General features: G+C 70.5%; 13 protein-coding genes. 8 read left to right on the forward strand and 5 right to left on the reverse strand.

Annotation, left to right across the window (positions count from 1 at the left end; translation table 11 throughout):
• Window positions 1–191 precede the first annotated feature (191 nt).
• Window positions 192–626: a helix-turn-helix domain-containing protein gene (locus HGK34_RS23705; protein ID WP_372433068.1), complete on the forward strand. Its 435-nt coding sequence runs from the start codon at window positions 192–194 to the stop codon at window positions 624–626.
• Here HGK34_RS23705 and HGK34_RS04185 read toward each other — a convergent pair.
• Together HGK34_RS04185 and HGK34_RS04190 are read right to left on the reverse strand one after the other, a co-directional pair.
• Window positions 538–1,206, reverse strand: a complete 669-nt coding sequence (locus tag HGK34_RS04185) for a DsbA family oxidoreductase (protein ID WP_201845326.1) — start codon at window positions 1,204–1,206, stop codon at window positions 538–540. The two genes, HGK34_RS23705 and HGK34_RS04185, sit on opposite strands and share 89 nt — an antisense overlap.
• Window positions 1,203–2,180, reverse strand: a complete 978-nt coding sequence (locus HGK34_RS04190) for an NADP-dependent oxidoreductase (protein WP_201845327.1) — start codon at window positions 2,178–2,180, stop codon at window positions 1,203–1,205. The genes HGK34_RS04185 and HGK34_RS04190 overlap by 4 nt, the downstream gene beginning before the upstream one ends.
• A 96-nt stretch (window positions 2,181–2,276) precedes the next feature.
• Between HGK34_RS04190 and HGK34_RS04195 the strand changes: the two genes are divergently transcribed.
• The gene (locus HGK34_RS04195; protein ID WP_201845328.1) at window positions 2,277–2,870 is read left to right on the forward strand and encodes a TetR/AcrR family transcriptional regulator; all 594 of its coding nucleotides are present in this window, start codon (window positions 2,277–2,279) and stop codon (window positions 2,868–2,870) included.
• An 89-nt stretch (window positions 2,871–2,959) separates the two neighbouring features.
• Here HGK34_RS04195 and HGK34_RS04200 read toward each other — a convergent pair whose 3' ends face one another.
• Window positions 2,960–3,445 carry a CarD family transcriptional regulator gene (locus HGK34_RS04200; RefSeq protein ID WP_201845329.1) on the reverse strand — a complete coding sequence of 162 codons (486 nt, stop codon included), beginning with the start codon at window positions 3,443–3,445 and terminating at the stop codon, window positions 2,960–2,962.
• A 640-nt stretch (window positions 3,446–4,085) separates the two neighbouring features.
• On the opposite strand from HGK34_RS04200, the gene HGK34_RS04205 reads away from it, so the two are divergent.
• Window positions 4,086–4,934 carry a hypothetical protein gene (locus HGK34_RS04205; protein WP_201845330.1) on the forward strand — a complete coding sequence of 283 codons (849 nt, stop codon included), beginning with the start codon at window positions 4,086–4,088 and terminating at the stop codon, window positions 4,932–4,934.
• 40 nt (window positions 4,935–4,974) lie between these two features.
• On the opposite strand, the gene HGK34_RS04210 is transcribed toward HGK34_RS04205, so the two are convergent.
• Window positions 4,975–5,631 (reverse strand): SMI1/KNR4 family protein, encoded by a 657-nt coding sequence (locus HGK34_RS04210; protein WP_201845331.1) that lies wholly within the window; start codon window positions 5,629–5,631, stop codon window positions 4,975–4,977.
• Window positions 5,632–5,769: 138 nt separating this feature from the next.
• Here HGK34_RS04210 and HGK34_RS04215 point away from each other — a divergent pair, with 138 nt between their 5' ends.
• Window positions 5,770–6,417 (forward strand): winged helix-turn-helix domain-containing protein, encoded by a 648-nt coding sequence (locus tag HGK34_RS04215; RefSeq protein ID WP_201845332.1) that lies wholly within the window; start codon window positions 5,770–5,772, stop codon window positions 6,415–6,417.
• Between the two features lie 86 nt (window positions 6,418–6,503).
• Here the strand turns inward: HGK34_RS04215 and HGK34_RS04220 are convergent, their stop codons facing one another.
• Window positions 6,504–7,157, reverse strand: coding sequence for a vitamin K epoxide reductase family protein (locus HGK34_RS04220; protein ID WP_307815739.1), 654 nt, complete (start codon window positions 7,155–7,157; stop codon window positions 6,504–6,506).
• Window positions 7,158–7,568: 411 nt separating this feature from the next.
• On the opposite strand from HGK34_RS04220, the gene HGK34_RS04225 reads away from it, so the two are divergent.
• Genes HGK34_RS04225 through HGK34_RS04240 form a run of 4 tightly spaced genes read left to right on the forward strand, consistent with a single transcriptional unit; the run spans window position 7,569 to window position 12,342 of the window.
• A complete protein-coding gene (locus HGK34_RS04225; RefSeq protein ID WP_201845333.1) occupies window positions 7,569–8,735 on the forward strand; it encodes an acyl-CoA dehydrogenase family protein in 1,167 nt (388 codons plus the stop codon).
• 42 nt (window positions 8,736–8,777) lie between these two features.
• Window positions 8,778–9,554 (forward strand): electron transfer flavoprotein subunit beta/FixA family protein, encoded by a 777-nt coding sequence (locus HGK34_RS04230; RefSeq protein WP_201845334.1) that lies wholly within the window; start codon window positions 8,778–8,780, stop codon window positions 9,552–9,554.
• An 11-nt stretch (window positions 9,555–9,565) separates the two neighbouring features.
• The gene (locus HGK34_RS04235; protein ID WP_201845335.1) at window positions 9,566–10,528 is read left to right on the forward strand and encodes an electron transfer flavoprotein subunit alpha/FixB family protein; all 963 of its coding nucleotides are present in this window, start codon (window positions 9,566–9,568) and stop codon (window positions 10,526–10,528) included.
• A 5-nt stretch (window positions 10,529–10,533) separates the two neighbouring features.
• Window positions 10,534–12,342 (forward strand): cytochrome b/b6 domain-containing protein, encoded by a 1,809-nt coding sequence (locus HGK34_RS04240; RefSeq protein WP_201845336.1) that lies wholly within the window; start codon window positions 10,534–10,536, stop codon window positions 12,340–12,342.
• The last annotated feature ends 17 nt before the right edge of the window (window positions 12,343–12,359 follow it).

Below are 12,359 nucleotides of genomic sequence, written 5' to 3' on the forward strand. Positions count from 1 at the left end.
CCCGACGACCCCACTCACGCCTGGGAAACCAGAGCCCGGCCGACTACGAGAAGAACCTTCAAACAGCTACGCTGCAGCCTGCCGCATGACCACACGATGACGTGTCCACTTCTCGGGGCGAAGGCCCGACGCCTCAGTCGTGGGCGTTGCGGTGCCGGATCATCCTGGAGTGCTCGACGGGCGCGACGAACATGGCTGTGGCGGAGAAGGTGGGGGCGACGCTGCATGCGGTGGGGCGGTGGCCGGCGCGGTTCGTGGAGCACCGGATCGCGGGCCTGGGTGACATGCCGCGCTCGGGTGGCCCGCGGTCGGTGACCGACGAGCAGGTCGCGGCGCTGGTGACCCGGACTCTGGAGACCAGGCCCAAGGACGCCACCAGGCACGTATCGTCACAGCAGACGGTGCCGGTGTCGCCGATCAGTGTGAACGGTGCTGGGGGCGCTGGTTCGTCTCGGAACGCGTCGCCTGATGGCACCCGTCGTTGTTCCGCGCTCCTGACGGGTGAGGTCTCCGCGATCGCGGAGTCGTTGCCGCGCTTCATGGCCGGTCGCCCGCTGCCCTCGCGAGCGCGCGTTCAAAGATCCCGGGGCTCTGGGCGCCGGAGACGCCATACTTCCCATCGATGACGAAGAAGGGGACGCTCGTGATCCCGAACTGCTCGGCGCGGGCGATGTCTGCCTCGATCGCGGGAAGGTACTCCTCGCTGATGAGGGACCTCCGCACCGCTTTGGCATCGAGCCCGATCTCACTGGCGATGGCGATGATCTGGTCGAGGCTGTCGATGTCCTCACCGCGCTCGAAGTACGCAGCGAGCAGTCGGTCGTTCATCTCGGCCTGCTTGCCGTGTGCCTTGGCGAAGTGGGTGGCTTGGTGGGCGCGAAGGGTCAGGGCTGGCTGGAGGTTGTCCCAGTCGAAGGTGAGCCCGAGCTCGGCCCCGACCTTGTTGAGCAGGGTGAACTTGTCGCGCACGTGCTTCGCCGGCAGGCCGGCGACGTCGGTGAGGTACTCGGTATAGCGTCCGCCGTACTCGACGGGCGGGTTCCGGTCGAGCTGGAACGAGTGGAGCTCGACCTCGACCGGGGGGCCGCCGGCCGCGAGGAACGCGTCGCGGCCGGCCTCGAACTTGCGCTTGCCGATGTGGCACCACACGCAGATGACGTCGGTCCAGATATCGACCTTGATCGGGTCCTGCATGACGATACTCATGCGGGCATCGTGACGACGAGCTTGCCGACGGGCCGCTCGCCGACGAAGTCGACGTAGGCCTGGCCGGCGTCGTCGAGCGTGTAGGTCTTCGCGATCACGGGACGCATGCCATCGTCGAGCGCGAGCTGCGCGAGCTCGGTCATGCCGCCGAGGTCGCCGTTGGCGTCGGCGACGTACGTCACCGTGATGTCCTGGCGGGAGATCTCCTCGGGGTTGGGCGGCGGCGGGACGATCGTGAGCAGACGACCGCCGGGCTTGACGACCGCGATGAGGTCGTCCAGGGCGTTGCCCGGCAGGGCGACGTTGAGGACCACGTCCACGTCGGCGGGGTACTCCGAAGGGGCGAAGCCGATCACGTGGTCCGCGCCCAGCGTGGTGATGGCCCCGGCGTCGGCCGGCTTCGCGGTCGCGGTGATGTCCGCCCCCGAGCCCGCCAGGATCGTCATCAGCGAGGTGCCGACCGCACCGGTCGCTCCTACGGCGAGCACCGTCTCGCCGGGCTGGACATCTGCGGTCAGTGCGAGCGCGCGAGCCGTCAGTCCGGTCGTGGCGAGCGTCGCCGCGTCCTCGGCAGACAGGACAGCGGGACGATGTGCGACGAACGGCGTGTCGGCGCGCACGGTGAGGTACTGCGCCATGGCACCGGTGCCGGTCGGCGAGCTCGGGCCGCCGAACGCGGCCATCGCCGCTGCCGTCGTGTAGCCGAAGACTTCGTCACCGACCGCGTAGCTGCCGACGCCCTCGCCCAGTGCGACGACGGTGCCTGCGAAGTCCGCACCAAGGACGTAAGGCATCGGCATCTGCACGAACTCGGACAGGTCTCCGCGCGCCACGCGCAGGTCCGCCATGTTCACCGCCGACGCCGCCACCCGCACCAGGATCTCGCCGGCGGCAGGCTCCGGAGCATCGACGGTCGTCACGACGTAGGTGTCGGGGTGGCCGTAGTCGCGGGCCACCAGTGCCTTCATCTTCATCTCTTCACTCCATTTCAAACGGACCGTGTGGTCATGTTGTCCCGGGAGGCTACGCTAAGCGGACCGCGCGGTCAACATGTTGGTAGAGTGGCCTGCGTGACAGACGCAAAGGCTCCCCGGGCAGATGCGGTGCGCAACCGTGCGCGCCTGCTCGAAGCCGCCGAGGCGGAGTTCGCGCAGCACGGTATGGACGTGTCCGTCGCGGACATCGCCGCCCGTGCGAGGGTGGGCAAGGGAACGGTGTTCCGACACTTCGCCACCAAGGAGGAGTTGCTCGCCGCGGTCGTGCTCAGCCGCCTCGATGTGCTGATCGCCGACGGCGAGCGGCTCGCCGAGACGAGCCCGGCCGAGAGCGCACTGTTCGACTTCATGTCCCTGGCGGCGAGCCAGCAGCAGGACGAGCTGTCCGTGCTCACGAACGTTGACGGCGTCAATGACCTGCTCGAAGGTGCCCAGGCGCGACTGTTCGGACTCATGGAACGCCTCGCCCTGCAGGCGCAGATCGCTGGGGCCCTTCGCGACGACGTCACCGGCGAGGACGTCGCCCTGCTGATCTGCGCCCCCGGCCACGTCGCCGGATTCGCGCCCCGCGCCGACCCAGAACTTTGGCGACGCTACCTCGCCATCATCGTCGACGGACTGAGACCTGAGGGTGCGAGGCCGCTCGCCACCCCTCCCCGCAACACCTAGGCGCACACCCGCGCCGCACCGAGAGCGGCCAGAGCCCTGACGACAAGCGCCCCCGAGGCGTGGCGGCCCACGCACTACGGCAGTCGGTGTCAGCCGAGCACCCGGGCGTCGATGTAGTCCACCGCCGCCTCCTCACTACTGAACTGAGGCATAGCAGCCATCTCACCGGCGATGAGCGAGCGTGCGCGGTCGAGCATGCGACGCTCCCCCGGCGAGATACCCCGCTCGTGCCGACCGCGCAGCAGGTCTCGCACGACCTCGGCGACCTGGAACAGGTTGCCGCTAGCCATCTTGTGCTCATACGACTTGAACCGGCGCGACCAGTTCGCGGGACCTTCGTCCGCGACACCGGAGAGCGTCTCGGAGAGGCGCTCGAGCATCGCGGGATCCATGAGACGACGCATCCCTAGATCCTCGAAAGACGACGCAGGGATCTTGATCGTGAGGGAGTTCTGCGAGGCGGCGAGCACCAGGTACCGCGCAGGCTCGCCTCGCAGGTCTCGCGTCTCGAAACCCTTGACCGTCACGACTCCGTGATGCGGGTGCACCAGCACCTCTCCGATCTGAACTGTCACACCCACGTCAGGCCTCCGATCCACCCTGTCGGACGCGACTCGCCCGAAAGGCGCCCGGAGGCTACGGGGCGGTCGATACAAGCGCAAGCCACGCGCAAAACGGCTGCCTCCCAAGATCACGGCCCGCCACCGCCCGACCTACGACAGCCAAGCCCCGCCGGATGCGAGGGCGCCCGGCGCGCGACCGCGGAGCAACGCGAGGGCACGTGCTGCGATGATGTCGTGCGTCGAGCCCGGCGAGACCGACAAGCCCCACACCGATTTCCGGTCGGGTCGCACACGACCTGGATGCTCCCCGTGGCGGCGCTGCTTGCTCGAGCATCGGAGCTCCGCGCCGACGTGCTCCTCTGGCCACGGCCTGTGTCGAGGACCGGCCCTCTTTCCGTCTCGGCGGCACCTCTGTCCCGACCAACGCCTTGCTGGCGCCAACCCGCCACCAGGCGAACCTGCAGGTCGCCGCGCCGTGGCGCCGATCACCGAAAGCGGCCTGATGAGAACACTCCTCAGGCAGGATCTCGCTGACGTAGGCCTCTTCGCTGGCGTTGATGAGGACCTTCCGCTCTGCGATATCGCGGTCGTGCCAGTCCGTGAAGGTAGCGGCCACGGAGAGAGGCTACGGCGGAGGCGCTACGGTGACGTCGTGCTCTTCGATGTCGGCCCCGCGCGTCCGCTGGGCGTTCCGGAGGCGGAGGCGATGGTACGGATCGCGGTAGACGTCCGGTCGGCCGACAGAGCGGTAGCCGGTCGTTTCCTGCGGCTGGCCGATCGTCCGGCATTCGAGTTGGCCTTCCCATGTGGGACCTGTCCGCTGCTGTTCGAGCGGAAGGGCGGCGCGAACACGCAGGTGTCGCTGGACGATCCCGACGGGCGGCTTGCCGCAGGTCTCACGACGCTCGACGACGGTGTCGTCGAGCGCTACGGAGGACTTCTGCCCAACGGGTCGTATCAGCCGCTGCTCCTGAAGATTGCGCCACGCCTGGTGACGCCTGCCGGTTCGGATGACTATTTCACTCATGAGCAGGTCGCGACCTGGGGTATCGACGGCTTCTCGGGCGTGCCGGAGTCGCCGGGCACGCCGTACTACCGGACCTTCGAGACCAGAATCGACGATGACCAGCACTTGTATGAGTTCGTCGTTCCGATGGTCCCGCCCACCTGGAACGCCCCCGACAGGGTCGACCGGTACGCCGAAGCGATGGCCGCCGGTGCGGTGCCGACCGCGGTGGCGCTCTCGTTTCTGGACGTCCTGCAGCCCGCGACGGACGACGAATCGACCGACTATTACACCCACTGGGGCCTGACTCACGTCTTGCTCGACGGCCACCACAAGCTTCAGGCCGCTGCCCGCACCGGGACACCCCTCACGCTTCTGACCCTGTTGGCGCACGACGACGGGCTTGCCGGCCCCGAGGACCTCACGCGACTGCTGAGCGTCCGAGCCGATGGTCCCGCGCGGCGGACCGGTGGAGAGCGGAGCGATTCCCCATGACGACGGGCTCTGACGGTGGTCTCCCGCGTCCGCTGACCGATCATGAGCGCGAGGTCCTCGACCTGTTCCTGAACGTCGACTTCGATGGCGCGCACGAGCTTCGGGCACAGGCCAGACCCGCCTCCCAGCGGCGACGCGCCTCACGCCATCCGACGAACGGCCCGCGATTGCCCCACGCCGCGTCGTTGCTTCCCGGGATCTCGTCCAGGTCCGCCGTGACGAGGCGGCGGAGAAACTCGGCCATCCTGAGGTCGAAGCGCACCAGACCCGGCATGCAGTGTCGGCGCCAGACCACCACCGGCCAGGCATCGGGGTCGTCGCCCGTCATGATCCACCCGTACAGATCCGGGTCGTCATGTCCGAAACCCCAGGCCACGAGTTGCTCTTCGGCCTCCAGACCTTCTGGCATCGGGTCGTAGCCCGGTGGGTCCTCCTCGAATGTGTCGCGGAGGTTCGCCGTCCCCTCGCCCATGCCGCCGTTCCGGTACGGATACCCGTCCGGTCGCACGGGAGGCTCGATGCTGAGCCCAGGGATCGCGCCTGAGCCGTACGTGCCCATGAAGGCCTTGTAGTCCGCCGGCAGCCGATGTCCGAGCGTGGCCTCCACGACGTCCCAGTCGAAGCCCTCGTCATGTCCGTGCTCGGCCGGCATCACTGCCAGCAGCGCGTCGACCTGTGTGTGTCCCGCCGTCGTCATCGGGCCGAACGGTACCCGCCCTCCCTGACATCCAGCTCGACGAACCCGCCGGGACCTTGGTCCCGACCTGCCGAGACGTACGTCCCGCAGTACGCGCCGGAGCCCTGCGCGCCGTTCCGGCCGCGCCATGATGAACGCATGCCCCGCCGCGCGAAGAGGTACCGAGGACTGGCCCAGGCATCCCGGCTGAAGGTGCTGGACATCGTGATGGCACGGCCCGGCATCGGGTTCGCCGAGCTGGCCGACCTGACCGGGCTGCACCAGAACACGCTCCGTGATCACGTGCGAGTGCTGGAGTCGACAGGGCTCCTGCGCTCGCGGTCCGAGCATCGTGGGACCCGCGGGCGGCCCCGTACCGTGCTCACCGCCGTCCGCGGCGACGAGCCCGACGAGGCGGCCGACCAGAGCGTGCTCGACGCGATGCGGTACGGGGACCTGCACCGCCGGCTCCTGTCCGGCGAACACGACGTCGGCTCGGAGGCCGATACCGCGGAGCTGCACCAGCTCGACGCCCTCTACTGGCACCTGGACGGCCTGGGTCTGCAGCCCGAGCTGGACGAGGCCGAGCTCACCGCACACCTCGTGCCCTGCCCGTTCGACTCGCCCGCGAGCGGCGTCCGCGAGACCGCATGCCGCGTCCACGAGACGCTCGTCCGCGACGTTCTCGTGCGCGCCGGGGGGCCTCTGGAGCTCGACAGCGTCATGCCCTACGTGACCCCGCAGGAGTGCCGCGTCCAGCTGCGACGGCGTTGCGACGTGTCATCACCCGGCACTGCCCGCGAATAGCCACGGCTCGGCCGCCGGGGACCGGCGCACGGACGTTGCCCGCCCCGGTGGTGCCGGCTTCAACGGCCCGCCCCGGCGGCGCAGGCTCAGGCCACCAGCGCCGACCCGTACTTGAGCACGACGACGGTCGCGAGCGCGACGAGCCAGGCGAGCACGAGGATCGCGAAGGCTCCGGACCGCACCACCGTGAGGGCGTGCGCCTGGAGGCGCGGCGGCCAGTAGAGGTTTTCCTGGAGGATGTTCCAGTGCAGCATCGACGCGAAGACGAGCGTCGTCGACACAGTCACGGTGAGGCACCACGGGCACAGCGCGCCGATCCGTGTGAGCGACTCCCAGAAGAGCCAGTAGGCGAAGAGGAAGCCCAGCAGGTAGATGGTCTGCGCGGCGGTCATGAACCAGCGCGGGAACGTGACTCCGGCCAGCCCGGCCAGGGCCACCGTGATGACGACCGGCTCGGCGACGAGTCCGAGGAACGCGTTGGGGAAGCCGAACACGGACGCCTGCCATGCACGTGCGACGGTGCCGCAGCTCAGGACGGCGTTCACGTCGCAGGTCAGCGTGGCGTCCGGTCGTGCGGCCAGCTCGACGGCGTCCACGCTCAGGACGAACGCCGCGATCAGGCCGACGACCGCGCCGGCGAGCATCTCGCCGAAGAGCCAGGCCCGCGCCCGCGTCCGGGGTGCCGAAAGTGACGGGAGGAAGGCGGTCGCAGCCGCCGCGGTGGCCTGCACGGCGCTCACGGTAGCGAGAGCTCGTCGCGCGGGCGCCGGAGTTCACCGGAGAAAATGCTCGGACTCTGTCCCCGCGCGTCGGCCCCGCGTCGGCCGTCGTCGGACGCGATCCGCGTAGCCGGGAGACGCCGTTTCAGGCGCTGGTTCGGGCCTGCCTTCCGGGCAGGGATATCGTCGGGAGATGTCGCTTGAAATGAGACTAGGTCTCAGGCATACTCGCGAACACCCGGGTGGGCGGCGCAGCGCCGACGCAGGAGACTCTCGACGACGAGTGGACGGGACCCACGATGCGAACTGGCGACATGACGACGGTCGCCTCGACGCGCCCCCGGGTCACGTCGAGGCCGGCTGACCGGAACACCGCAGTTCCCCTCCACGCGCCGGGCACCACAGCCGCCCGGCTCAACGAAAGGTGAAGCCATGCAGCGTGACATCTACGACGAGGACCACGAGGCGTTCCGCGAGGTCGTGAAGGAGTTCGTCAAGCGTTACGTGACCCCCGAGAAGGCGCGGCAGTGGGACGCCGACGGCGAGGTCGACCGCGCCACGATGAAGGCCGCGGCGGAGCACGGCATCGTCGGGCTCTCGGTGCCCGAGGAGTTCGGCGGCGCCGGGATGCTGATGGACTACCGCTTCCGCAGCGTGGTGAACGAGGAGCTCATCCGCAGCGGCCACGGCTCGGCACTGGCCGGGGCCGCCGGGATCCAGGACGACCTCGCGGTCCCGTACCTCGCCCACTTCGGCACCGACGCCCAGAAGGCGAAGTGGCTCCCGAAGATGGCCACGGCCGAGGTGCTCGGCGCGCTCGCGATGACCGAGCCGGGCGCGGGCAGCGACCTGCGCGGCGTGCGGACCACGGCCAAGAAGGTGGACGGCGGCTACGTCGTCAACGGTGCCAAGACGTTCATCTCCAGCGGCAAGACCGCGGACATCGTGGTCACGTTCGTCAAGACCGGCGAGGGCAACCGCCCGGACGCCTTCAGCCTGCTGATCCTCGAGGACGGCATGGAGGGCTTCGAGCACGGCAAGAAGCTGCACAAGATGGGCTTCCCCGGCCACGACACGGCGGAGCTGAGCTTCAGCGACGTCTTCGTGCCGGACGAGAACCTCATCGGCGGAGTCGAGGGACGCGGGTTCGTACACCTCATGATGAACCTGCCGCTGGAGCGCCTCTCGATCGGCGCCGTCGCCGCGGCGGTGGGCGAGGCCGCGCTGGAGTGGACGCTCGACTACACGACGAACCGCGAGGCGTTCGGCAAGCAGGTCGTCGACTTCCAGAACACCCGGTTCCGCCTGGCGGAGATGGCCACCACGGTCGACGTCATGTGGGCCTACATCGACCGCGCGATGAACCTCTACCGAAAGGGCGAGCTCAGCGCGGACGAGGCCGCGAAGGTGAAGTTCTGGTGCACCGAGCGCGAGTGGGAGATCCTCGACCAGGGCGTCCAGCTGCACGGCGGGTACGGCTACATCCTGGAGTACCCGATCGCACGGGCCTTCCTCGATGCCCGCGTGCACCGCATCTACGGCGGCACCAACGAAGTGATGCGTGAGATCGTGGCGCGCAGCATCACCGGTCGCAAGTAACCTCCACGTCAGCCGTCCGAGGAGAGAGAGCAGAGTCCGCCCATGAGGATCGTCGTCCTGGTGAAAGTCGTGCCCGACACCAATGCTGAGCGGACGCTCAGCCTGGAGACGGGGCTCACCGAGCGTGCGACCGGCCTTGTCGCCGACGAGATCGGGGAGCGCGCCCTGGAGGCCGCGCTCACCTACGCCGACGCGCACGAGGGCACCGAGGTGCACGTGCTGACCGTCGGCCCCGCGGAGGCGACGGCGTCGATCCGCAAGTGCCTCGCGATGGGGGCGGCGAGCGCCACCCACGTCGTCGACGACGGGCTCGTCGGCGCGGACCTCGGGCTGACGGCCGAGGTGGTCGCGGCGGCACTGGGCCGGGTCGGGTACGACCTGGTGGTCGCCGGCAACCAGTCGACCGACGGCATGGGTGGGGTGCTGCCCGCGATGGTGGCCGAGCACCTCGGCCTTCCGAGTCTGACGAACCTCGCGGCGGTGGACATCGCGGACGCCGAGGTCAGCGGCACGCGGGTGGCGGACGACGCGGCGGTGAGCCTGAGCGCGCCGCTACCCGCCGTCGTGTCGGTGACGGAGGCGCTCCCCGACCCCCGGTTCCCGGGCTTCAAGGGGATCATGGCGGCGAAGAAGAAGCCGCTGGAGGTGATCTCGCTCGCCGACCTCGGCATCGACGCGGACGACCTGACCACGTCGCGTTCGATCATGCTCGCGGTCGACGCCCGTCCCCCGCGGGGTGCGGGCGTGAAGATCACCGACGACGACGGCGAAGCCGGCGTGCGGCTGGCGGCCTTCCTGGCCGAGAACCACCTGATCTGAGGAGGACGACGATGACTATTGCTGCTGACTCGATCCTGGTGCTGCTCGACACGACTCCCGACGGGGGCCTGGCGAAGTCCTCGGCCGCGCTGCTGGGTGCGGCCTCGACCGTGGGGACTCCGGTCGCACTCGTTCTCGGCGACGAGGCAGCCGCCACGGCGGCTGCCGAGCTCGGGGCCGCCACGGTGCTGCGCGCTCCCGCGCCGGCCGACGGCCAGGTGGGCGTGGTCGACGCCGTGGCCGCCGCGGCGGCGCTGGCCCTGCCCGACGCCGTCCTGGCGTCCCACTCGGTCGACGGCCGGGAGGCCGCCGCCCGCTTCGCGGTGCGCGCCCGCTCCGCGCTGGCCCTCGACGCGATCGCGGTGGACCGCGACGACCAGGGAGTCATCGCCCGCAGCTCCGCCTACGGCGGCGCCTACACGGTCACGTCGGCGGTGACGCACGGGGCCCCGGTCATCACGGTGCGCCAGGGCGCCGTCGAGGCCCGCGCGGAGGCGCAGCCGCTGGACGAGGTCACGCTGGAGGTCACGGCGAGTGGCGTGGCCGCCGCCGCGACCGGTGCGGTCGAGGTCGCCGAGAAGACCGCCGGGCGTCCGGAGCTGCGAGGCGCCGCGAAGGTCGTCTCGGGCGGCTGGGGCCTCGGCTCGAAGGAGGACTTCGCGCTCGTCGAGCAGCTCGCCGACGCGCTCGGCGCCGCGCTCGGCGCGTCGCGTGCCGCGGTGGACGCCGGGTTCGTGCCGTCGTCGGCCCAGGTGGGCCAGACGGGCGTGCAGGTCTCGCCGCAGCTCTACATCGCCCTGGGCATCTCCGGGGCGATCCAGCACCTGGCCGGCATGCAGACCGCGAAGACGATCGTCGCGGTCAACAAGGACGAGGACGCCCCGATCTTCGAGATCGCCGACTTCGGGATCGTGGGAGACGTGTTCACCGTCGTGCCGCAACTCATCGCCGAGATCGAGAAGGCGAAGGCGTAACCACCGTGGCGACGTTCTCCCAGGGTCTTCGTCAGGGGCTGCCCCGTCGTCCCGGTGGGCCTGCCTGGCCGCCGGCCGACGAGGCCACGGCGGCTCCGGTGGGCGGCGCCGCCGCGCAGGAGCCGGCCGAGCCCGCGCTCGACGCGGCTCCTCCTGTGGCAGCGGCCGAGCCCGCGCTCGCCGCGGCTTCTCCTGCGGCACCCGCCTCGCCCGCGGTTGCTGCCGAGCCCGCGCCCGGTGCCGCGCCCGCTCAGACCGGCGCCGTCGAGGTCAGGCTGCGTCGCGGCCTGCCACGCGTCCCCGGCGGCGAGCCCTGGCCGCCCGCCGGAGCCGTTCGGGTGGACGGCCCGCCGGCCGCGGCGGCGACCTCGTCCACCGGCCTTCCCGCCGTGTCGGGCGGGACCGTCGTCGACGACGGAGCGGCCACCGCGGCCACTGACCGACCGGTCGCCGCGGACGTTCCGGCCGGCCTCGCGTCGGCGTCCGCGGGCACCCCCGCCGTTCCCGGGCCGCCCGGACCGGCCGCCGAGACCGTCGCGGAGGAGGTCACGCTGCGTCGTGGCCTGCCGCGCGTCGCCGGTGGCGAGCCCTGGCCTCCGGCGGAGACGGTCACGGTCCGGCGCCGGCTCCCGGTCGCTCCCGAGACGGCCACCGCACCGGTCACGGCCGATTCTTCCCGTGCCGAGGCGGCCGACGGCGTGCCATCCGCACCCGAACCACCCCGGGCGGCCACGGCACCGATCACTCCCGCCGACCAGGTCGAGAGCACCGCGGCCGTCGGTTCCCCCACCACCGCCGCCGTCGAACCGGTCCCGAAGGCCGAGCCGGCGGGCACGACCGAGCCGGCGCCGCCCGCGGAGCCTGCGCCGCCCACCGAGCCCGCACGACCGACCGTGCCCGCACGGGAACCGCGCAGGATCGGCTCGCGCACCCTGGGCGAGTGGGCGCGAGTACTCGGGTGGCGGCTGGCCGCCGTCGTCGCCGCGGCGGGAATCATCGTGCTGGCCGCACGCGGCGTCACCACGCTGCCAGGTGTGCCGGAGTTCCTGGAACGCTACCCCGGGTCCTACGACCTGCCGGACGCCGCCCCGGTCGGCTTCCCCGCCTGGGCGAACTGGGCGCACTACCTCAACTTCTTCTTCATGCTGCTGATCGTGCGCACGGGCCTGCAGGTGCGCTACCAGAAGGTCCCGCCCGCCTCGTGGACGCCCGCGAAGGGCGGCAAGAAGATCAGCATCAACCTGTGGCTGCACACCGGCATCGACCTGCTGTGGCTGGCCAACGGGGTCGTGTTCGTGGTGCTCCTGTTCGCGTCCGGTCACTGGATGCGCATCGTGCCCACCTCGTGGGAGGTGTTCCCGAACGCGGCGTCGGCTGCGCTGCAGTACCTCACGCTGGACTGGCCCACCGAGCACGGCTGGGTGAACTACAACAGCCTGCAGCAGCTCATGTACTTCGTGGTGGTGTTCGTCGCCGCCCCGCTGGCCGCGATCACCGGGGTGCGCATGAGCGAGTGGTGGCCCAAGGACGCGGAGCGCCTGAACAGGTTCTACCCGGCTCCGGTGGCCCGGGCGGTCCACTTCCCGACGATGCTCTTCTTCGTGCTGTTCGTGATCGTGCACGTCACCCTGGTGTTCGCCACGGGGGCGCTGCGCAATCTGAACCACATGTTCGCGGCCTCCGACACGGTGAGCTGGGAGGGCTTCGCCTGGTTCACGGGGGGTCTCGCCGTCGCCGTGGCGGCGGTCGTCGCGGCCAGGCCGCTCGTCGTCGCTCCGATCGCGTCCCTCTTCGGCAAGGTCAGCAGCCGCTGAGCGGTCCGACGCCGTGG

The organism is Myceligenerans indicum, from assembly GCF_016742955.1.
In the GTDB taxonomy this organism is placed as follows: domain Bacteria; phylum Actinomycetota; class Actinomycetes; order Actinomycetales; family Cellulomonadaceae; genus Myceligenerans; species Myceligenerans indicum.

What these genes read in the sequence shown, in the direction of transcription:
- HGK34_RS23705 (WP_372433068.1), top strand. Translation starts at nt 192, where the DNA reads ATGGCTGTGGCGGAGAAGGTGGGGGCGACGCTGCATGCGGTGGGGCGG.
- HGK34_RS04185 (WP_201845326.1), bottom strand. Translation starts at nt 1,206, where the DNA reads ATGAGTATCGTCATGCAGGACCCGATCAAGGTCGATATCTGGACCGAC.
- HGK34_RS04190 (WP_201845327.1), bottom strand. Translation starts at nt 2,180, where the DNA reads ATGAAGATGAAGGCACTGGTGGCCCGCGACTACGGCCACCCCGACACC.
- HGK34_RS04210 (WP_201845331.1), bottom strand. Translation starts at nt 5,631, where the DNA reads ATGACGACGGCGGGACACACACAGGTCGACGCGCTGCTGGCAGTGATG.
- HGK34_RS04215 (WP_201845332.1), top strand. Translation starts at nt 5,770, where the DNA reads ATGCCCCGCCGCGCGAAGAGGTACCGAGGACTGGCCCAGGCATCCCGG.
- HGK34_RS04225 (WP_201845333.1), top strand. Translation starts at nt 7,569, where the DNA reads ATGCAGCGTGACATCTACGACGAGGACCACGAGGCGTTCCGCGAGGTC.
- HGK34_RS04230 (WP_201845334.1), top strand. Translation starts at nt 8,778, where the DNA reads ATGAGGATCGTCGTCCTGGTGAAAGTCGTGCCCGACACCAATGCTGAG.
- HGK34_RS04235 (WP_201845335.1), top strand. Translation starts at nt 9,566, where the DNA reads ATGACTATTGCTGCTGACTCGATCCTGGTGCTGCTCGACACGACTCCC.